The sequence below is a fragment of the Streptomyces sp. NPDC050674 genome (genome assembly GCF_040654575.1).
GTDB lineage: Bacteria > Actinomycetota > Actinomycetes > Streptomycetales > Streptomycetaceae > Streptomyces.
The window spans coordinates 741,017-761,238 of sequence record NZ_JBFAIG010000002.1; the positions used below are offsets into that span (position 1 = coordinate 741,017).

The 20,222-nt window shown below is 72.3% G+C and carries 19 protein-coding genes; 13 read left to right on the forward strand and 6 right to left on the reverse strand.

Annotation, left to right across the window (positions count from 1 at the left end; translation table 11 throughout):
• Positions 1 to 144: 144 nt before the first annotated feature.
• The gene (disA, locus tag AB0I06_RS06830) at positions 145 to 1,269 is read right to left on the reverse strand and encodes a DNA integrity scanning diadenylate cyclase DisA (RefSeq protein WP_363117653.1); all 1,125 of its coding nucleotides are present in this window, start codon (positions 1,267 to 1,269) and stop codon (positions 145 to 147) included.
• Between the two features lie 80 nt (positions 1,270 to 1,349).
• The gene (gene radA, locus AB0I06_RS06835) at positions 1,350 to 2,759 is read right to left on the reverse strand and encodes a DNA repair protein RadA (protein WP_363117654.1); all 1,410 of its coding nucleotides are present in this window, start codon (positions 2,757 to 2,759) and stop codon (positions 1,350 to 1,352) included.
• A gap of 197 nt (positions 2,760 to 2,956) precedes the next feature.
• Here radA and AB0I06_RS06840 point away from each other — a divergent pair, with 197 nt between their 5' ends.
• A complete protein-coding gene (locus AB0I06_RS06840) occupies positions 2,957 to 4,657 on the forward strand; it encodes a hypothetical protein (RefSeq protein WP_363117655.1) in 1,701 nt (566 codons plus the stop codon).
• Between the two features lie 8 nt (positions 4,658 to 4,665).
• Here the strand turns inward: AB0I06_RS06840 and AB0I06_RS06845 are convergent, their stop codons facing one another.
• Positions 4,666 to 5,466 carry a hypothetical protein gene (locus tag AB0I06_RS06845; RefSeq protein WP_363117656.1) on the reverse strand — a complete coding sequence of 267 codons (801 nt, stop codon included), beginning with the start codon at positions 5,464 to 5,466 and terminating at the stop codon, positions 4,666 to 4,668.
• A gap of 71 nt (positions 5,467 to 5,537) precedes the next feature.
• On the opposite strand from AB0I06_RS06845, the gene AB0I06_RS06850 reads away from it, so the two are divergent.
• The 4 genes from AB0I06_RS06850 (at position 5,538) to ilvD (ending at position 10,001) form a co-directional block, all read left to right on the forward strand.
• A complete protein-coding gene (locus AB0I06_RS06850) occupies positions 5,538 to 6,470 on the forward strand; it encodes a Ppx/GppA phosphatase family protein (protein ID WP_363117658.1) in 933 nt (310 codons plus the stop codon).
• A gap of 82 nt (positions 6,471 to 6,552) precedes the next feature.
• Entirely contained in the window at positions 6,553 to 7,377 is an 825-nt protein-coding gene (locus AB0I06_RS06855) for a sugar phosphate isomerase/epimerase (protein ID WP_363117659.1), read from the forward strand.
• Positions 7,374 to 8,006 carry a TetR family transcriptional regulator gene (locus AB0I06_RS06860; RefSeq protein ID WP_363117660.1) on the forward strand — a complete coding sequence of 211 codons (633 nt, stop codon included), beginning with the start codon at positions 7,374 to 7,376 and terminating at the stop codon, positions 8,004 to 8,006. Before AB0I06_RS06855 ends, AB0I06_RS06860 begins: the two co-directional genes overlap by 4 nt.
• A gap of 141 nt (positions 8,007 to 8,147) precedes the next feature.
• Positions 8,148 to 10,001 (forward strand): dihydroxy-acid dehydratase, encoded by a 1,854-nt coding sequence (gene ilvD, locus AB0I06_RS06865; protein WP_363117661.1) that lies wholly within the window; start codon positions 8,148 to 8,150, stop codon positions 9,999 to 10,001.
• A 46-nt stretch (positions 10,002 to 10,047) separates the two neighbouring features.
• Here ilvD and AB0I06_RS06870 read toward each other — a convergent pair whose 3' ends face one another.
• Positions 10,048 to 12,159, reverse strand: a complete 2,112-nt coding sequence (locus tag AB0I06_RS06870) for a serine/threonine-protein kinase (protein ID WP_363117662.1) — start codon at positions 12,157 to 12,159, stop codon at positions 10,048 to 10,050.
• Positions 12,160 to 12,340: 181 nt separating this feature from the next.
• Here AB0I06_RS06870 and AB0I06_RS06875 point away from each other — a divergent pair, with 181 nt between their 5' ends.
• Both AB0I06_RS06875 and AB0I06_RS06880 read left to right on the forward strand, forming a co-directional pair.
• On the forward strand, positions 12,341 to 12,667 hold the full coding sequence (locus AB0I06_RS06875; protein WP_363117663.1) for an SH3 domain-containing protein: 327 nt from the start codon (positions 12,341 to 12,343) through the stop codon (positions 12,665 to 12,667).
• Between the two features lie 161 nt (positions 12,668 to 12,828).
• Positions 12,829 to 13,341, forward strand: coding sequence for an EamA/RhaT family transporter (locus AB0I06_RS06880; protein ID WP_363117664.1), 513 nt, complete (start codon positions 12,829 to 12,831; stop codon positions 13,339 to 13,341).
• A gap of 51 nt (positions 13,342 to 13,392) precedes the next feature.
• Here the strand turns inward: AB0I06_RS06880 and AB0I06_RS06885 are convergent, their stop codons facing one another.
• Complete coding sequence (locus AB0I06_RS06885; RefSeq protein WP_363117665.1) at positions 13,393 to 13,971, reverse strand: TetR family transcriptional regulator; 579 nt, start codon at positions 13,969 to 13,971, stop codon at positions 13,393 to 13,395.
• Between the two features lie 70 nt (positions 13,972 to 14,041).
• On the opposite strand from AB0I06_RS06885, the gene AB0I06_RS06890 reads away from it, so the two are divergent.
• The 5 genes from AB0I06_RS06890 to proC all read left to right on the forward strand — a co-directional run bounded on the left by AB0I06_RS06890 (position 14,042) and on the right by proC (position 18,368).
• Complete coding sequence (locus AB0I06_RS06890) at positions 14,042 to 14,635, forward strand: dihydrofolate reductase family protein (RefSeq protein WP_363117666.1); 594 nt, start codon at positions 14,042 to 14,044, stop codon at positions 14,633 to 14,635.
• 241 nt (positions 14,636 to 14,876) lie between these two features.
• Positions 14,877 to 15,716: a class I SAM-dependent methyltransferase gene (locus AB0I06_RS06895; RefSeq protein WP_363117667.1), complete on the forward strand. Its 840-nt coding sequence runs from the start codon at positions 14,877 to 14,879 to the stop codon at positions 15,714 to 15,716.
• A gap of 81 nt (positions 15,717 to 15,797) precedes the next feature.
• Positions 15,798 to 16,628, forward strand: a complete 831-nt coding sequence (locus AB0I06_RS06900; RefSeq protein ID WP_363117668.1) for an ABC transporter ATP-binding protein — start codon at positions 15,798 to 15,800, stop codon at positions 16,626 to 16,628.
• Complete coding sequence (locus AB0I06_RS06905; protein WP_363117669.1) at positions 16,625 to 17,413, forward strand: ABC transporter permease; 789 nt, start codon at positions 16,625 to 16,627, stop codon at positions 17,411 to 17,413. Before AB0I06_RS06900 ends, AB0I06_RS06905 begins: the two co-directional genes overlap by 4 nt.
• Positions 17,414 to 17,555: 142 nt before the next feature.
• The gene (gene proC, locus AB0I06_RS06910) at positions 17,556 to 18,368 is read left to right on the forward strand and encodes a pyrroline-5-carboxylate reductase (RefSeq protein WP_363117670.1); all 813 of its coding nucleotides are present in this window, start codon (positions 17,556 to 17,558) and stop codon (positions 18,366 to 18,368) included.
• A 44-nt stretch (positions 18,369 to 18,412) separates the two neighbouring features.
• On the opposite strand, the gene trpS is transcribed toward proC, so the two are convergent.
• Complete coding sequence (gene trpS / locus AB0I06_RS06915) at positions 18,413 to 19,447, reverse strand: tryptophan--tRNA ligase (RefSeq protein WP_363117671.1); 1,035 nt, start codon at positions 19,445 to 19,447, stop codon at positions 18,413 to 18,415.
• On the opposite strand from trpS, the gene AB0I06_RS06920 reads away from it, so the two are divergent.
• Complete coding sequence (locus AB0I06_RS06920; protein WP_363117672.1) at positions 19,441 to 19,596, forward strand: hypothetical protein; 156 nt, start codon at positions 19,441 to 19,443, stop codon at positions 19,594 to 19,596. The two genes, trpS and AB0I06_RS06920, sit on opposite strands and share 7 nt — an antisense overlap.
• The last annotated feature ends 626 nt before the right edge of the window (positions 19,597 to 20,222 follow it).

The window sequence follows — 20,222 nt, forward strand, 5'->3', positions numbered from 1 at the left end:
CCGACGACAACGCGGCAGGTGTGCGTGCCACGCCCCGCGACGCTGGCATGATCCAAACGACAGGCCCTAGACCTGGAGTAAGCCGGAGGGCGGTACCCCGTGCCGGGTACCGCCCTCCGTCGTTCCGTCCGGGGATCGTACGCGTCAGACGTACCGCTCCAGGATCGACGACTCCGCCAGCCGGGACAGGCCCTCGCGGACGCTGCGTGCCCGGGCCTCGCCCACGCCGTCGACCGTCTGGAGGTCGTCGACGCTCGCCGCGAGCAGCTTCTGGAGCCCGCCGAAGTGCTCGACGAGGCGGTCGATGATCGCGCCGGGCAGCCGGGGCACCTTGGCCAGGAGACGGAAGCCGCGCGGCGACACCGCCGAGTCCAGCGTCTCCGGCGCGCCGGTGTAGCCCAACGCCCGTGCCACCGTGGACATTTCGAGCAGCTCGGCGTGGCTGAGGGCGTCGAGTTCGGCGAGGGCCTCGTCGACCGTGCGGGAGCGCTTGGCCGTGGGTTCGGGGACGTAGTCCCGCACGACCAGCGAGCGCTCGGGCTCGACGCCCGCGATCAGCTCGTCGAGCTGAAGGGCCAGGAGGCGGCCGTCGGTGCCGAGCTCCACCACGTACTCGGCGATCTCGGTGGCGATGCGGCGCACCATCTCCAGGCGCTGGGCGACCGCCGAGACGTCCCGGACGGTCACCAGGTCCTCGATCTCCAGCGCCGACAGCGTGCCCGCGACCTCGTCGAGGCGGAGCTTGTAGCGCTCCAGGGTGGCGAGCGCCTGGTTGGCCCGGGACAGGATCGCCGCCGAGTCCTCCAGGACGCGGCGCTGGCCGTCGACGTACAGCGCGATCAGGCGCATCGACTGGGAGACGGAGACCACCGGGAAGCCGACCTGCTTGCTCACGCGGTCCGCCGTGCGGTGCCGGGTGCCGGTCTCCTCCGTCGGGATCGTCGGGTCCGGGACCAGCTGCACGCCGGCGCGCAGGATCTTCGACAGGTCCGAGGACAGCACGATGCCGCCGTCCAGCTTGCACAGCTCGCGCAGACGGGTCGCGGTGAACTCGACGTCCAGCACGAAACCGCCGCTGCACAGCGCCTCGACGGTCTTGTCGGAGCCGAGCACGATGAGCCCGCCGGTGTTGCCCCGGAGCACGCGCTCCAGGCCGTCACGCAGGGCGGTGCCGGGTGCCACGGCGCTCAGGGAGGCGCGCATCAGGCCATCGGTACCGGCGCTCCCGCCGGATTTTCCGGGAGCAGATGCCCGGTCGTTGGCTGCCACTGCACTCCTCCGGTCGCAGGTTCTGGGCGCCCCCGTGTCGCGCGCTCGGTTCGCACGGACGGGCGAGACCAGGGCAAAGTCTACCGGCGACCCTCCTCGTCCCGTGGGGCCTCTCTGCGACGGGACCGCGGAAGGACCCGCAGGGCGTCCCCTATGTCCGCGACCTCCAGCACCTTCATGCCCGCCGGGACCTTGCCCGGATCGCCCGGGACCAGCGCGTGCGTGAAGCCCAGACGGTGGGCTTCGGCCAGCCTGCGCTGCACTCCCGTGACCCTCCTCACCTCGCCCGCGAGGCCCACTTCGCCGATCGCGACGAGGTTCTTGGGGAGAGGTGTGTCACTCGCCGCGCTGGCCAGGGCGAGGGCGACGGCCAGGTCCGCGGCCGGCTCGGTCAGCTTCACACCGCCGACCGTCGCGGAGTAGATGTCCCTTTTGCCCAAGGCGCTGATCCGCCCGCGCTGTTCCAGCACCGCGAGCATCATCGACACACGGGAGGTCTCCAGGCCCGAGGTGGTGCGGCGCGGGGAGGGGATCTGCGAGTCCACCGTGAGCGCCTGGACCTCGGCGACCAGGGGGCGGCGGCCCTCCAGCGTGACGGTCAGGCAGGTGCCCGGGACGGGTTCGGCCCGGCGCGTCAGGAAGAGGCCGCTCGGGTCGGCGAGGCCCGTGATGCCCTCGTCGTGCAGCTCGAAGCAGCCGACCTCGTCGGTGGTGCCGTAGCGGTTCTTCACGCCGCGCACGAGACGCAGGCGGGCGTGCCGGTCGCCCTCGAAGGACAGGACGACGTCCACCAGGTGCTCCAGCAGGCGCGGGCCCGCGATCGCGCCGTCCTTGGTGACGTGGCCCACCAGCAGCGTGGACATGCCGCGCTCCTTGGACGCCCGGATCAGTGCCCCCGCGACCTCCCGCACCTGGGCCATGCCACCGGGCGCGCCGTCGATCTCGGGGGACGCCACCGTCTGCACCGAGTCCATGATCAGCAGCGACGGCTTCACCGCGTCCAAGTGGCCCAGCACCGCCGCCAGATCCGTCTCCGCCGCCAGGTACAGGTGGTCGTCGATGGCGCCGATGCGGTCGGCGCGCAGCCGGACCTGGCTCGCCGACTCCTCACCCGTGACGTACAGCGTGCGGTGCTCGTCGCTGGCGGACTTGGCCGCCACGTCGAGCAGGAGCGTGGACTTGCCGACGCCCGGTTCACCGGCGACCAGCACCACCGCGCCGGGGACCAGCCCGCCGCCCAGCACGCGGTCCAGCTCCGGCACGCCGGTGGGGCGGGCGGTGGCCTGACGGCCGTCCACCTGGCCGATCGGCAGGGCGGAGGTGGTGACCCGGCCGGGCGCCGTCGTACGCACCGCGGGCGTGCCGTACTCCTCGACCGTCCCCCAGGCCTGGCACTCGGGGCAGCGGCCGAGCCACTTCGCCGTCTGCCAGCCGCATTCCGTGCAGCGGTAGGACGGGCGGTCCTTGGTGGTCTTCGTACGGGCAGCCATGGACGAAACCGTAGCCGCCGGCACTGACATCGCGGGGAGCGGCCGACGACGGCCGGCTGCGCGCCAGGGGTCCGCCACCCCGCGCCAGCGGCGGAACGCCTGGTTCATGTCCCCGATTGAGGGATCGTTTCACCCGTACGGATTAAATGTGCTCAAGCCGCCTGAAGGTGCCACTCCCGGCCCCCTACGGTCGCCGAATGATGAGCAGTACTCCGGAGATCTCGACCCGCACGGCCGGCGCGCACCGGGCGCACCGGGAAGCGCGTGACCGAGGGGCTGCGCGCACGCTGGCGCAGCGGCCGCCCGCGCGCTACGAGCCCTACCTGGACGGCCTGTTCACCTACTGCCTGTCCGTGCTGTGCGACCACGAGGCCGCGACCGCCGCCCTGGGCGACGTCCTCGCACTCGCCGAACGGCGGGGCCGGCACGCGCCCGAGGCGCCCGCGGACCGCAGGGCCTGGCTGTACGCGCTGGCCCGCTGGGCGTGCCTGCGCAAGCTGGCCGAGGCCAAGCAGAAACGTCAGAGCAGCCACGCCGCGGGCCGCGCCGCACGGCAGCGCGCCGACCGGCCGGCCGGCCCGGCCCCTTCCGAGGAGGTCCAGGAGCGGCGCCGTCGCGAACTGGCCCTGCTCGCCTGGCCGGAGGCCGCCGGCACCACCCCGGAGCAGCGGGAGGCGCTCGAACTGGCCGTGCGCCACCACCTCGCCGCCCACGAGGTCGCCGCCGTCCTCGGCATGGACCCGGCCGCCGCCCGCGACCTGCTCGCCTCCGCCGCCTGCGAGGTGGAACGCACGCGTGCCGCCCTCGCCGTGGTCGAGACCCGGGCGTGTCCGAGCGTGGCGCACCTCGCGGGCGACGACCGGCTCGTGCTCGGCACGGCCCTGCGCCGCGAACTCGTCCGGCACGTCGACGACTGCCCGCGCTGCCGCCGCACCGCCGAGCGCGCCATCCCCGGCCGCTGGCCCGGCACCAGCGTCACGCCCGCCGAACTGCCCGTCCTGCCAGCGCCCCGGGCGGCCCTGCACGTCGCCATGTCGCACCACGCGCGGGGGCTCGCGCCCCGCTTCGACCGGCGCGGATTCCCGATGGACCCCAAGGACCACGCCGCCCGGAGGGACCGTCTCCGCGCGCGTGCCGTGACCACGACCGTCGTCGCCACCGTGGTGGCCGCCCCCGTGCTCGCCCTGTGGGCGGCCTACCGGGGCACCCCCGTCGGTGAGGGCCAGGACGGCCGCTCGGCCTCCGCGCGCGAGGCGGACGACCCCTTCGGCCTGGACGGCGAGATGGCGGGCGGCGGCTACGAGAACACCGGCAACGCCAGCACCCGGCCCGGCCCCCGCTTCGGCAAGGACGGCAAGGCCGACGTCTCCGTCGAGGTCATCGGCGTCGCCGGCGCCGGCCGCGAGACCACCCTCGAGGTCACCGCTGACCACAGCGGCGACACCACCCTCGTCACCCTGACCGCCACCGGCCCGGCCCCGGTCCGCTGGTCCGCGACCACGGGAGCCCCCTGGCTCTACCTCAGCCGGTCCTCGGGAACGCTGCGGCCCGGCGAGTCGTTGACGATCAAGGTGTACGTCGACCATCTGCGGGAGCCCGCCGGGCCCTGGCACGCGCAGGTGGCGATCGCACCGGCGGGCGCCGTCGTCCACATCGACGGCTACGGCACCGCGCCCAGTCCCTCCGGCCCCGGCCCGGACCCCCGGCCCAGTGACCCGGGCCCGACCCGGCCCGACCCGACACCCACGACCTCCGCCCCGGACCCGGACCCGACGCCGACCACCCCGCCCCCGTCACCCGACCCGGACCCCACCCCCACGGACACCGCCCCGACCGAGCCGACGGGCTCGACGCCACCGCCCTCGGACGGCGGCGACCCGAGCCCGGCCACCTCGTAACCGGCCGCTCAGATCCCCGGATCCGCAGGGTGCGGTGCCAGCAGCGGCAACTGCGAGGCCAGCCGCTCCTCGCACAGCTCGACCAGCCGGTCGTAGCCGGCCTTGCCCATCAGCTCGATCAGCTCGGGCCGGTAGGAGACGTAGACGGGGTCGCCCGCGCCGTGCGCCGAGGTGGCCGACGTGCACCACCAGTGCAGGTCGTGACCGCCCGGGCCCCAGCCCCGGCGGTCGTACTCGCCGATCGACACCTGGAGGACGCGGGTGTCGTCGGGCCGGTCGATCCACTCGTACGTCCGCCGCACAGGCAGCTGCCAGCACACGTCCGGCTTGGTCTCCAGCGGCTCGCGGCCCTCCTTCAGGGCCAGGATGTGCAGCGAGCAGCCCATGCCGCCCGGGAAGCCGGGCCGGTTCTGGAAGATGCACGAGCCCTGGAAGGGCCGGGTCTGCCGATCGCCGTCCTCGTCCTCGGAGACCCAGCCGTTCCGCGTGCCCTCGGCGTGGTGCTGCCAGATGTCCGGCGTGAGCCTGGCCACATGCCCGGCCACGCGCTTCTCGTCGTCCTCGTCGGAGAAGTGGGCACCCAACGTGCAGCACCCGTCGTCCGCGCGGCCCGCCTGGATGCCCTGGCAGCCGCTGCCGAAGATGCAGTTCCAGCGAGAGGTCAGCCATGTCAGATCGCAGCGGAACACCTGCTCGTCGTCCGCCGGATCGGGAAACTCCACCCACGCGCGGGCGAAGTCCAGGCCCTGCTCGTCGGGTACCGCGACGCCAGGTGATTTGTCGCGCTTGGCCTTTTTCGTCTTTGGCACGAGTCCAGGGTACGGGCCTCGTACCCCCACCGAGGACGGCGGACGGCCCGGTGGGCAGTAGCGTGCCGTACATGAGACTCGGTGTCCTCGACGTGGGATCGAACACGGTGCATCTGCTCGTGGTGGACGCGCACCCCGGCGCGTGCCCGCTTCCCGCGCACTCGCACAAGGCGGAACTGCGCCTCGCCCAGCTCCTCGAAGACGACGGCGCGATCGGCCCGCACGGCGTCGACCGACTGGTCTCGGTCATCCGGGAGGCCCTCCAGGCCGCCGAGGACAAGGGCGTCGAGGACCTGCTCCCGTTCGCCACCTCCGCCGTGCGCGAGGCCGGCAACGCCGACGACGTCCTGGCCCGGGTACGCGCCGAGACCGGTGTCGAGCTCCAGGTCCTCACCGGCGAGGAGGAGGCCCGCCTCACCTTCCTCGCCGCCCGCCGCTGGTTCGGCTGGTCCGCCGGAAAGCTGCTGGTCCTGGACATCGGCGGCGGATCCCTCGAGATCGCCTACGGCATGGACGAGGAGCCCGACGCGGCCGCCTCCCTCCCCCTGGGCGCCGGGCGCCTCACCGCCGGCTGGCTGCCCGGCGATCCGCCCGACCCGGACGACGTCCGCGCCCTGCGCCGCCATGTGCGCACCGAGATCGCCCGCACGGTCGGCGAGTTCAGCCGCTTCGGCGCCCCCGACCACGTCGTCGCCACCTCGAAGACCTTCAAACAGCTGGCCCGCCTCGCCGGTGCCGCCCGCTCCGCCGAGGGCCTCTACGTCCAGCGCGAGCTCAAGCGCGAGTCCCTGGAGGGCTGGGTCCCGCGCCTGGCGGCCATGACGGAGCGCGAGCGCGCGGAGCTGCCGGGCGTCTCGGAGGGCCGCGCCGGTCAGCTCCTGGCGGGCGCCCTGGTGGCCGAGGCCGCCCTGGACCTCTTCGGCGTGGAGCGGGTCGAGATATGCCCCTGGGCGCTGCGCGAAGGCGTGATCCTGCGTCGCCTGGATCACATGGAGTCGGTGTAGAGGACCCCACTGCTATGGCAAACACCACAACGGCGAAGAGAGCCCCCACTTCACCCCGACCACACCCCGTAACCTGTCCTGCATGGCAGAGCCAGCCGTGAAGATCCCGGACGCGAAGGTCGCCCTGTCGACGGCCTCGGTCTACCCGGAGTCGACGGCCACGGCCTTCGAGATCGCCGCGCGCCTCGGCTACGACGGAGTCGAGGTCATGGTCTGGACCGACCCGGTCAGCCAGGACATCGAGGCCCTGCGCAGACTCAGCGACTACCACCGCATCCCGATCCTGGCCGTGCACGCCCCCTGCCTGCTCATCACGCAGCGCGTCTGGTCCACCGACCCGTGGACCAAACTCCAGCGGGCCCGCACGGCGGCGGAGAAGCTCGGCGCGAGCACGGTCGTCGTCCACCCCCCGTTCCGCTGGCAGCGCCAGTACGCCCGGGACTTCGTCAACGGCATCTGGCGCATGGCCGACGAGACGGACGTACGGTTCGCCGTCGAAAACATGTACCCGTGGCGCTACCGCGACCGCGAGATGCTCGCGTACGCCCCCGACTGGGACGTGACGAAGGACGACTACCGGCACTTCACGATCGACCTCAGCCACACCGCGACGGCCCGCTCCGACGCCCTGGACATGGTCGACCGCATGGGGGACCGGCTCGGCCACGTCCACCTCGCCGACGGCCGGGGTTCCGCCAAGGACGAGCACCTGGTGCCCGGCCGCGGCACCCAGCCCTGCGCCGAGGTGCTGGAGCGGCTCGCCCTGACCGGCTTCGACGGGCACGTCGTCATCGAGGTCAACACCCGCCGCGCGATGTCGAGCGCGGAGCGCGAGGCCGATCTGGCGGAGGCCCTGGCCTTCACCCGCCTGCACCTGGCCTCGGCCGTGAAGGTGCCGCGGCGATGACCGAGCGGTCCCCGGCCGGAGGCGGGTCCGGCACGGCCGCCCGCCGCCGCGGCCGCCCCCCGCGCGCCGAGTCGGCCGACACCCGCGACCGCATCCTGGCCGCCGCCCGCGACGAGTTCTCCGAGCGCGGTTACGAGAAGACGTCCGTGCGCGGCATCGCCAAGTCCGCGGGTGTCGACTCCGCCCTCGTGCACCACTACTTCGGCACGAAGGAGCAGGTCTTCGAGGCGGCGATCACCCAGTCCTTCGGGCCCGCCCTGCAAGCCCCCAAGGCCATCGAGGAGGGCCCGCTCGACGGGGTGGGGGAGCGCCTGGCCCGCTTCTTCTTCGGGATCTGGGAGAACCCGGCGACCCGCGCGCCCGTGCTCGCCATCGTCCGCTCCGCCCTCACCAACGAGACCGCGGCCGCCGTCTTCCGCCGGATCGTCGCCACCCAGGTGCTGCGCCGCATCGCCGGCCGGCTGGAGCAGCCGGACGCCGAGCTGCGGGCCGAGCTGGCCGCCGCGCAGCTGGTCGGCACCGCGATCCTGCGCTACGTCGTCAAGGTCGAGCCGCTGGCCTCCGCGGACCCGGAGCAGATCATCGCGCGCATCGCACCGGTCGTGCAGGGACACCTGACCGGCCCGTAGGGCTCGCGGACGCCGCCGTCTCCGAGACGGCCGTCCCGCATTCCGGACACTCCGTCCCGCCCTCTGGATGACCGGCGTACGCTCGGTAGCAGTCAGAAGTGTCCGAATCCTCTGACGCAGTCTCTGAAGGAGCGAGCGACGATGCCCGAGCTGAGGTCCCGCACAGTCACCCACGGCCGCAACATGGCGGGCGCCCGCGCCCTGATGCGCGCCTCCGGTGTACCGGGCGGGGACATCGGCCGCAAGCCGATCATCGCGGTCGCCAACAGCTTCACGGAGTTCGTCCCCGGCCACACGCACCTGGCGCCGGTGGGCCGGATCGTCAGCGAGGCGGTGATCGAGGCCGGCGGCATCCCGCGCGAGTTCAACACGATCGCCGTGGACGACGGCATCGCCATGGGCCACGGCGGCATGCTCTACTCCCTGCCCTCGCGCGACCTGATCGCGGACAGCGTGGAGTACATGGTGGAGGCCCACTGCGCCGACGCCCTGATCTGCATCTCCAACTGCGACAAGATCACCCCGGGCATGCTCAACGCCGCCCTGCGGCTGAACATCCCGACGGTGTTCGTCTCCGGCGGCCCCATGGAGTCCGGCCGCGCCACCCTGGTCGACGGCACGGTCCGCACGCTCGACCTGGTCGACGCGATCTCCGACGCTGTGAACGACAAGATCTCCGACGAGGACATCCTCCGCATCGAGGAGAACGCCTGCCCGACCTGCGGCTCGTGTTCCGGCATGTTCACCGCCAACTCGATGAACTGCCTGACCGAGGCCATCGGCCTGTCCCTGCCGGGCAACGGCTCGGTCCTCGCCACGCACACCGCCCGCAGGCAGCTGTACGTCAACGCGGCCAAGACGGTCATGGACATCAGCCGCCGCTACTACGAGCAGGACGACGAGACGGTCCTGCCGCGCAGCGTGGCGTCCGTCGCCGCCTTCGAGAACGCCATGGCCCTCGACATCGCCATGGGCGGCTCCACCAACACGATCCTGCACCTGCTGGCCGCCGCCCAGGAGGCGGGCGTCCCCTTCGGGCTGGAGGAGATCAACGAGGTCTCCCGCCGTGTGCCGTGCCTGGCCAAGGTCGCCCCGAACGTGGCCAAGGACCGCACGTACTACATGGAGGACGTGCACCGCGCCGGTGGCATCCCCGCCCTGCTGGGCGAGCTGCACCGCGCCGGGCTGCTCAACGAGGACGTGCACTGCGTCCACAGCCCCTCCCTGGCCGACTGGCTGAAGACCTGGGACGTGCGCGGCGGCTCGCCGTCCCCGGAGGCGATCGAGCTGTGGCACGCGGCCCCCGGCTGCGTCCGCTCCGCCGAGGCCTTCTCCCAGTCCGAGCGCTGGGAGGCCCTGGACGAGGACGCCGAGGGCGGCTGCATCCGCTCCGCCGAGCACGCCTACTCCAAGGACGGCGGCCTCGCGGTCCTCAAGGGCAACCTGGCCGTGGACGGCTGTGTCGTGAAGACGGCCGGCGTCGACGAGTCCATCTGGACCTTCGAGGGTCCGGCGGTCGTCTGCGAGTCGCAGGAGGAGGCCGTGCAGAAGATCCTCACCCAGCAGGTGAAGGAGGGCGACGTCGTCGTCATCCGCTACGAGGGCCCCAAGGGCGGCCCCGGCATGCAGGAGATGCTCTACCCGACCTCGTATCTGAAGGGCCGCGGCCTGGGCAAGGTCTGCGCGCTGGTCACCGACGGCCGCTTCTCCGGCGGCACCTCGGGCCTGTCCATCGGCCACGCCTCGCCCGAGGCGGCCGCGGGTGGCACCATCGCCCTGGTCGAGGACGGCGACCGCATCCGCATCGACATCCCGAACCGCTCCATCGAGCTGCTGGTGGACGACGCCGAGCTGACCCGCCGCGAGCAGGCGCTCAACGGCGTCTACGCCCCGAAGAACCGCGAGCGCAAGGTCTCGGCCGCGCTGCGGGCCTACGCGGCGATGGCGACCAGCGCGGACAAGGGCGCCGTGCGGGACGTGTCGAAGCTGGGCTGACCCCGTCGCGGACTCAGGGCCGTCCCCCGTTGCCGGGGGGCGGCCCTCATCCGTGTGGCCAGGTGGCGGGATCGCCCGCGGGGACGGCGAAGACGGTGCCGTCGGGAGCGGCGGCGCACAGACGGCCGTCGGCGAGTACGGGGGCGGGGACCGCGTCCGCGACCCGTGCCGCGTTCGTGCCGAGCCGCGGGGGCGTCTGCCCGAGGAGCCGGCCCTCACGTGCGTCCACGCCGAGCAGGCGCCCGTCGGGGGCGGAGAAGTAGACGTACCGGCCGTCGGCCACCGGCGCGGAGCCCCGGGTCACCGCGGTCTCCAGGCTCCAGAGCTGCCGCTGCGCACGCAGGTCGACGGCCACCAGGGATCCGCCGTCCCCCATCAGATACACGACGTCGCCGCGCACCGTGGCCTGCGACCGCTCGAGCGGGACGGGCAGCACCACCCGACGGGATGTCCCGTCGTCCGGCGTGTATTGCACCACGGCCTTCGTCGATCCGTAGACCGCGTCGACGGAGACGAGGACGACGGATCCGCCGGCCGCGCCGACGGGCTGCAACGACCCCTTCAGCCGTACGTCCCATCGGACCTCGCCCGTCTCCGGGGCGACCGCGGTGACGCGGGTGCTCGACCCGTCGTCCGACGTGCTCGTCGCATAGGCCGAAGGGTCGGCGGAGAAGGACGTGAAGTACGGGGCCCGGTGCCCCTCGATGCGGCGGTTCCACTTCGTGCGCCCCGTAGCGCTGTCCACGCCGGTGACCGTGCCGTCGGCGCCGGTGACCAGGAGCATGCCCCCCGCGTGCGCCAGCCCGCTGTACGACGGCACCGTCTGCCGCCAGCGCGTCCTGCCCGAGGCCGGCTCGAAGGCCTCCAGTCGCGTGCCCCGGTCCAGGGCGGGCTGCACCAGGCCGCCTGACACGACCGGCCGTCCGCCCTGAGCCGTGGCGCCGGTGCGCTGCCACAGCCGGCGCCCGTCGGACGGGTCGAGCGCGAAGACACGACCCGTCTGCGCGCAGACCAGCACCCCTTCTCCGTGGGAGCACTGCGGCGTCCCCTTCTCGGGCGCCGACGTCGTCTCCCACGGGCTCACTCCCGCCGCCCTCGCGCGCGGCGCGCTGCCGCCCGCGGGGGCCGGATCGTCACCGCCGAGCAGCTGCACGGAGGTCAACGCGGCGATGGCGGCCAGACCGAGGAGGCCGGTCCCGACCAGCGGCCACCTGCCGGGGAGTCTCCAGGACCGCCGTCCGGGCTCGGGGACGCGCCGCTCCGGGCCCGGCTCGGGCTCCGGCGGGTCTCCCGCCCGTTGTGCCGGTATGAACACCTGGGTGTCGTACGAGGCCGCCACCGACCGCAGTTCCCGCATCAGCTCGTCCGGTGTCGGCCGGTCCTCGGGCTCCTTGGCCAGACACCGCGCCACGAGGGGCGCGAGACTCTCCGGTACCCCGGCCAGGTCCGGTTCGTCATGGACGACCTGGTAGGCGACGACGTACGGACTGTCGGAGTCGAACGGCCCGCGCCCCGTGGCCGCGTGCACCATCACCGACCCGAGCGCGAAGACGTCGGCGGCGGGCCCCACTTCCCGGGGGCGCCGGAACTGCTCCGGCGCCATGAACGGCGGGGTCCCGATCAACTTGCCCGTCTCGGTGCGCAGTTCGCTGTCCTTGGGCCGGGAGATGCCGAAGTCGATGACTTTGGGACCGTCCTCGGCGAGGAGCACATTGCTCGGTTTGAGATCCCTGTGCACCACACCGACCCGGTGGATGTCGCGCAGCGCCTCGGCCAGTCCGGCCATCAGGCGGCGCAACTCGGCGGGGTTCATGGCCCCGTTCCGCTTCACATGGCCGGACAGGGTCGGCCCGGGGATGAACAGGGTGGCCATCCAGGGCCGTTCGGCCTCCGAGTCGGCGTCGACGACGGACGCGGTGAAGGCACCGCTGACCTGTCGAGCGGCCGCCACCTCCTGTCTGAACCGCCCCCTGAACTCGGGGTCCCTGGCGAACTCGGCGTGGACGACCTTCACCGCGAGCTTCATCCCCGAGGTACTGCGCGCGAGATGCACGACACCCATGCCCCCGGAGCCCAGGATCGACTCCAGCCGGTAGTGGCCGGCGTATTCGGGAAGTTCCGCTTCCGGGCCCGTCCCGGTACCGCTCTGTGGCGCCATGGACCCACCCCCGTGCTCTTCGTCCGCGCGCGCGACGCACGGAGCCTAGTCGATGGCTCGTTCGGGACAGAGGCGGCTTGCTAGTCTCCGCGTGCGAGTCGCGCACGTGTGTTTCACGACGTGACGCGGGGGAATCAACGGGGCCCCATGGCAGTCATGGGGTGCAACGGGGGGAGTTTTCATGTCTGTCGACCGTGTCGAAGAGACGGTGAGCGGCCAGCTGACGGAAGCGGCCGGCGCCGAGGTCACCACCACGGCCCTGCGCTACTACTCGGTCGCGCCGGGCGCCCGTCTCAACGTCCGCAGCGGCCCGGGCACCAACTACACCGTGGTCCGGATCCTGCCCGAAGGAGCGAAGGTCCCGATCTACTGCCAGTCGCCGGGCACCTCGGTGACGGGCCCGTACGGCACGACGAACATCTGGGACAACATCGACAACGGCCAGTACGTCTCGGACGCCTACGTGAACACCGGCAGCGACGGCTATGTCCGTCCGCGCTGCTCCTGATCCGGCCGCCACGACTCCGAAAACCAACGGCGCGTTCGTCTCGGACGCCTACGTGAAGACGGGCAGCGACGGCTACGTCGCCTCGAGCTGCGGGTAGGTCGTGTCCGCGAAGTCCTCGGCCCGCACGGAGCCCGCGGCCCGGCAGTGGTCATAATCGACCTGTGAGTGCAGACGACAGCACCCCTGCCGCCCCCGCGGGCTCCCCGGCCGGGCGCCTCGGCCCCCGCCCCGAGCCCCTGCGCTTCTTCGGCACGACCTGGCTGCACCACGACAGCGGCTACACCGCCCGCCGCATCGCGGTCGCCGCCGGTTCTCTCGCCGCCGCGGCCGTCTCCTGCCTCGTCCTCCGCCTCGCCTACCAGGGGCTCCAGATCGCCGCGATCGGCGGTTTCGTCACGCTCCTCATGGTCGTGATGTTCGCGGTGTGCAGCGCGATGGCCTTCCGTCACACCTGGGACGGCTTCACCCGGCGCCCCGACCCCGACCGCCAGGCATCCCTGCGTGGCCTCCTGACGGTCGGCTTCGTCGGCTCCCTGCTCGCCTACTTCTTCCGCTCCCTCACCGAGGCGCCCGGGGAGAAGCTCCACCGCGAGGAGTACGAAGAGGCCCGCAGGCAGTACGAGCAGCGCACGACCCGACGCTCGGGCAACCCGAGGAACCGCCGCCGCAGGTAGCGCCCGGCGCATCGCCGCCAGGCCCGGGCCGCGCTTGAGCCTCCCGGCCCCCTACCGCGCCGCGACGATGCGCTCGACCGCTGCCGTGACCAGTTGTCCGCGCTCTGCCTCGTCGAAGACGTCCGGCAGGGTCAGCTGCTCGACGATCAGCCAGTTCAGAGTCAGCATGAGCAGCTTCACGGCCATGGCGTCGCCGGGGAGCCCGGAGGCCTCGTGGTGAGCGACATTGGCGTCGACGTCGGCGCGCACCCGCTCGGTGAGGACCCTGCGCAGTTCGGGGCGGCGGGTGGCCTCGAGGCGCAGTTCGAGCAGGGCGAGATAGCCGGTGCGGAAGCCGGCGACGCGGCCGACGAGTTCCCGCATCAGCGCCGCGTAGCTCTCGCGGTCACGGCCGGCCGCCTGCTGGCGTGCGATCGTCGCCTCGTCGGGCTGGAGCCGCTCATACACCCGGGCCCCTGCCTGGGTGAGCAGGTCGTCCCGGTTGGCGAAGTAGTTGGAGGCGGTCCCGGCCGGAACGGCGGCCGCGGCGTCCACCGCCCGGAACGTCAGCCCTCGTGCGCCCTCACCGGCCAGCACCTCGATCGCCGCATCGACGAGGGCGGCGCGCCGCTGATCGTTCCGCCTGACCATTGACACCACTCCATCTGTAGTACTAGTTTCAAACCACTACGAAGAGAGTACTACGTCTGGAGTTATCAACGTGCGGAAGCTCGTGTACTACATCGCCGTCACGCTCGACGGCCGCATCGCAGGCCCGCACGGCGAGTACGACTTCTTCCCCGCCGGGGACGAACAGCAGAGCGCCGCCTACGCCGCCTGGGTCAACGGCCTCTACCCCGAGACCCTTCCGACCGCCTACCGGGCCGCCGTCGGCCTCGCCGACGCACCGAACCGGCGGTTCGACACCGTCGTCATGGGCCTCGGCACCTACCGCCCGGCCCTCGACCAGGGAATCACCAGCCCATACGCCCACCTGCGCCAGTACGTGGTCTCCAGCACGCTGAACCAGGACATCGACCCGGCCGTCACCGTCGCTGCGGGCGATCCGCGCACTCTCGTCCGCGACCTCAAGCAGGAGCAGGACACCGACCTGGACATCTGGCTCTGCGGCGGCGGCAAGCTCGCCGGTACCCTCCTGCCCGAGATCGACGAACTCATCGTCAAGCACTACCCGGTGGTCGCCAGCGCCGGGATCCCGGCCTTCGACGGCACTTTCGACCCCACGGTTTTCGATGTCGCCGAGCGCACCACCTTCCCCAACGGCGTCACGCTCGCCCGCCTCACCCGCCGCTAGCGCGCCGGCCTGGCCATAGGTTTCCCCGGTAAGCGCCCCCTTCTGTCCCCCGCGTGCCGTCACCCCGGGCGCGATCCCTGCGCCTGAGTCCCACCCCCGCGCCCCCCTGCCCTCTCGAAGCCCGGAAGTTCCCAGCCCCCGCATTCCCGAAGCCCCTGCACCGCCCCCGCCCACCCCCAACCCCCGCCGATCTCACCGAAATCTCACCGCACCCCACCCCGCCCCCGGCCACCATGGCCCCATGACCACACCTCCCACCGCCCACCACCCCACCGGAGCCGACCGCACCCCCGAACCCCCCGCCGACCACCCCGCCCCCGAGCCCTCCCGGGCCGCCCGGGCCCACTCCTTCAACGCCGCCGCGGCCCAGTACGCGGCCAACCGGCCCTCCTACCCCCCGGCCCTCTTCGACGCGATAGAGGACCTGACCGGCCGCCCCCTCGCCGGCACGCGCGTCGCGGACGTCGGCGCCGGCACCGGCATCGCCACCGCCCTCCTGCACGCCAGGGGCGCGCACGTCGTCGCCGTGGAACCCGGTGACGGCATGGCGGCCCAGTTCCGCCGCGCCCTCCCCGGCATCCCGGTCGTCCGCGGCACGGGCGACGACCTCCCCCTCGCCGACGCCTCCGTCGACCTCGTCACCTACGCCCAGGCCTGGCACTGGACCGACCCCGCGCGCGCCGTCCCGGAAGCCCTGCGCGTCCTGCGCCCCGGCGGCGCCCTCGCCCTCTGGTGGAACACCGACGCCCTCGACGTGCCCTGGATCGCCGAGGCCGCCGCCCGCACCGCACACCACTTCGGCATCGACGTCTCCGCGGAGAAGCGCAACGTCAACGCCCGCGCCGCCGACCCCACCGGCCGCCTCGCCTTCACCCGCCGCACCGTCCGCTGGAGCCGCCGCGTCCCGGTCGACACCCACCTCGCCAACATCGGCAGCCACTCGGTGTTCCTCGTCCACGGCGCCGAACAGACCGCGGCGTTCCTGGCCGAGGAGCGCGAGCACCTCCTCCGCGCCTTCCCGGACGGCTTCGTGGAGGAGGTCTACGAGGTCGTCCTGCTCCTCGCCGCGACCCCGGCCTGACGCGCACCCGCCCGAAGGAGGCCCGGGCCCACCCACCACAGCCGCTTGACGCGTCCGGACCCCGGGAGCATTATTCATCACATGATGAATAATGCTCCCGGCTCGCCACGCCCGGGCCCGGACACCCCAGCCGTCCACGCCGAGAACCTCACCGTCGTCCGCAACCCCAGCACGGTCCTGCGCAACCTCGGCTTCACCGTCCCCCGGGGCCGGATCACCGGCCTCCTCGGCCCCTCCGGCTGCGGCAAGTCCACCCTCATGCGCGCCCTGGTCGGCAGCCAGGCCAACGTCACCGGCACCCTCGACGTCCTCGGCCACCCCGCCGGCCACCCCACCCTGCGCGCCCGCATCGGCTACGTCACCCAAGCCCCCTCCGTCTACGACGACCTGACCGTCCGCCAGAACCTCGACTACTTCGCCGCGATCCTGAACCCCGGCCGGGCGGCCGCCGGTCACCGGGCCGAGATCGTCACCCGGGCCATCGCCGACGTCGACCTCACCACCCACGCCGACGCCCTGGCCGGCAACCTCTCCGGCGGCCAGCGCAACCGCGTCTCCCTGGCCGTCGCCCTCCTCGGCACCCCTGAGCTCCTGATCCTCGACGAACCCACCGTCGGCCTCGACCCGGTCCTGCGCCGCGACCTGTGGAACCTCTTCCACGACCTCGCGACCCACCGCGGCGCGACCCTCCTCGTCTCCTCCCACGTCATGGACGAGGCCGAGCGTTGCCACCGCCTCCTCCTCATGCGCGACGGCGAGCTCCTGGCTGGGGGCACCTCCCGGCCGGAGGCGGGGGGAGACACCCCCGACGACCTGCGTGCCCGCACCGGCGCCGACACGGTCGAACAGGCCTTCCTCCACCTGGTGGACGAGGCGAAGGCGGCAGCCCGCACGAAGGAGACGACCCGATGACCACCAGCACCACCCCCGAGGCCCGGCCGGCCGGCCCACCGCGAGCCCTCAGCGCCTCCCGCACCACCGCCACCGCCGCCCGGGTCCTCCGCCAGCTCACCCACGACCCGCGCACCATCGCCCTGCTGATCCTCATCCCCTGCGTGATGCTGTTCCTGCTGCGCTACGTCTTCGACGGCAGCCCGCGCACCTTCGACAACATCGGCGCGTCCCTGCTGGGGATCTTCCCGCTCATCACGATGTTCCTGGTGACGTCGATCGCCACCCTGCGCGAACGCACCTCGGGCACCCTCGAACGCCTCCTCGCCATGCCCCTCGGCAAGGGCGACCTGATCGCCGGCTACGCCCTGGCCTTCGGCACCCTGGCGATCATCCAGTCCGCCCTGGCCACCGGCCTCGCGGTCTGGTTCCTCGGCCTCGACGTCACCGGCAGCCCCTGGCTCCTGCTGCTCGTGGCCCTCCTGGACGCCCTCCTCGGCACAGCCCTCGGCCTCTTCGTCTCGGCCTTCGCGGCCTCGGAGTTCCAGGCGGTCCAGTTCATGCCGGCGGTGATCTTCCCCCAGCTCCTCCTGTGCGGCCTGTTCACCCCGCGCGACGCCATGCACCCGGCCCTGGAAGCCGTCTCCGACGTGCTGCCCATGTCGTACGCCGTCGACGGCATGAACGAGGTGCTCCGCCACACCGACATGACCGCCACGTTCGTACGCGACGCCCTGATCGTCGCGGGCTGCGCACTCCTGGTCCTGATCCTGGGCGCGGCCACCCTCAGGCGCCGGACGGCGTAACCACCCCGGCGCGACCGCCCCGAGTGCCTCCCCGGGCGGCGACCGGGCCCGGCATCCCGCCCAGCGGACACCCGAGCCGCCCCCCACTCCCCGGTGCGAGGATGGACCCCGGACGACGCACCCTTCGGAGGCACCCCGCGCCATGACCCAGAAAGTCGCAGTCCTCGGCACCGGCAAGATCGGCGAAGCCCTGCTCAGCGGAATGATCCGCGCCGGCTGGACCCCGTCCGACCTCCTGGTCACCGCCCGCCGCCCGGAACGAGCCGAAGAACTCCGCACCCGCTACGGCGTCACCCCGGTCACCAACCCCGAAGCCGCCAAGACCGCCGACACCCTGATCCTCACGGTCAAACCCCAGGACATGGGCACGCTGCTCGACGAGCTCGCCCCCCACGTCCCCGCCGACCGCCTGGTCATCAGCGGCGCCGCCGGCATCCCCACGGCCTACTTCGAGGAACGCCTGGCCCCCGACACCCCGGTCGTCCGCGTCATGACGAACACCCCCGCCCTGGTCGACGAGGCCATGTCCGTCATCTCCGCCGGCACCCACGCCACCGCCGACCACCTCGCCCACACCGAGGAGATCTTCGGCGCCGTCGGCAAGACGCTCCGCGTCCCCGAGTCCCAGCAGGACGCCTGCACCGCCCTCTCCGGATCGGGCCCGGCCTACTTCTTCTACCTCGTCGAAGCCATGACCGACGCCGGCATCCTCCTCGGCCTGCCCCGCGACAAGGCCCACGACCTGATCGTCCAGTCCGCGATCGGCGCCGCCACGATGCTCCGCGACAGCGGCGAACACCCGGTGAAGCTCCGCGAGAACGTCACGTCCCCCGCCGGAACCACCATCAACGCCATCCGCGAACTCGAGAACCACGGCGTACGGGCCGCCCTCATCGCCGCCCTCGAAGCCGCCCGCGACCGCAGCCGCGCCCTGGCCTCAGGCAACAACGGCTGACCTGTGGGGGCGGGCCGGCGGCCCGCCCCCACACCGGCGTCACCTCACACCGCCACCACGGACCCGGCCCCCGCCGCCTCCGTCACGGCCGGCAGCAGCCCGATCGCCCGGTACGCGGCATCCACCGTCGGCCGGGCCATCCCCCGAGCCCGCTCCGCCCCGTCCCGCAGCACCCCCTCCACATGAGCGGGATCCGCGCACAACTCCTTGTGCCTCGCCTGAAGGGGCCGGAGCACCTCGACCACGGCCTCGGCGGTGTCCCGCTTCAGATCCCCGTACGACGTGTACGCCCCGGCCAGCTCCTCAGGGCTACCACCCGTGCACGCGGCGAGGATCTCCAGCAGATTGGCCAGCCCCGGCCGGTCCTCCCGGTCGTAGACGACCTCCCGCCCGCTGTCGGTCACCGCCCGCATGACCTTCTTCCGCACCACGTCCGGCTCGTCCAGCAGATAGACGATCCCCGGACCCACGTCGTCGCTCTTGCCCATCTTCGACGCCGGGTCCTGCAGATTCATCACCCGCGCCGCCACCCCCGGCCGCGTGGCCCGCGGCACCACGAACGTGTGCCCGTAGCGCTGGTTGAACCGCACGGCCAGATCCCGCGCCAGTTCCACATGCTGGCGCTGATCGTCCCCGACCGGCACCTCGCCGGCCCCGTACGCCAGGATGTCCGCCGCCATCAGCACCGGATACGTCAGCAGCGACAGCCGCACACTCCCGCCCCGCCGCTGCTCCCGCGCGGCCTTCTCCTTGTACTGGATCATCCGCCGCATCTCACCGTCGGTGGCCACGCACTCCAGCACGTACGACAGCCGGGCGTGCTCGTCCACGTGGCTCTGCACGAACACCGTGCAGAGCTTCGGATCAAGACCTGCCGCCAGCAGCAACGTCGCCGACTGCCGACTGAGCCTGCGCACCCGCGCGGGATCGTGGTCCACGGTCAGGGCGTGCAGATCGACGACGCAGAACAAGGCGTCGGCCTCGTGCTGGTCGACCGCGGCCCACCGCCGCATGGCCCCCAGGTAGTTCCCCAGCGTCAGATGCCCCGTCGGCTTGACCCCGCTGAAGACCCGTGTCATCTCTCCTCCACCTTCCGGTCGGGACCACCGCCCCGGGCGGCCGCCCCTCGGTGCTGCTGGAGGGAGAAACAGAAACGGCCGCCGAAGCGGCGGCCGTCGAGTGCGTACGTGAGCGCGGCCGCCGTCAGGCGGCCCACCAGGACTGGTGACACGTACGCGTGGTCATGGCCCCAGAGTACGCCGCGGCAGGGCGGTCCACCCGTGAGTTGACACGCCCTGCCCCGCTCCGTAGTGTTCTCCGAGTTGCCCGACGTGAGCGCCGACCCCGGTCGGTCCCCGGGCAGCCAATCCGCAAGTACCCACCACTACTCGATGGCAGAACTCTGTCGTCGTTTCATTGGTGTACGTATTCACGGAATGAGGAATCCCCGTTCGAAAGGACGAGGCCCCCGATTAGGTCGGGAGCCGGGGAATCCGCTAAAGTCTCACTCGTCGGAACGGCCCAACAGCCGCAAAGACAACTCCCGCTGACCGGGAATCAGGCCCGAAAGGATCTGATAGAGTCGGAACCGCCGGAAAGGGAAACGCGAGAGCGAGAACCTGGAAAGCACCGAGGAAATCGGATCGGAAAGATCTGATAGAGTCGGAAACGCAAGACCGAAGGGAAGCCCGGAGGAAAGCCCGAGAGGGTGAGTACAAAGGAAGCGACCGTTCCTTGAGAACTCAACAGCGTGCCAAAAGTCAACGCCAGATATGTTGATACCCCGTCCATCGGATCTCCGATGGTCGAGGTTCCTTTGAAAAAACACAGCGAGGACGCTGTGAACGGTCGGGC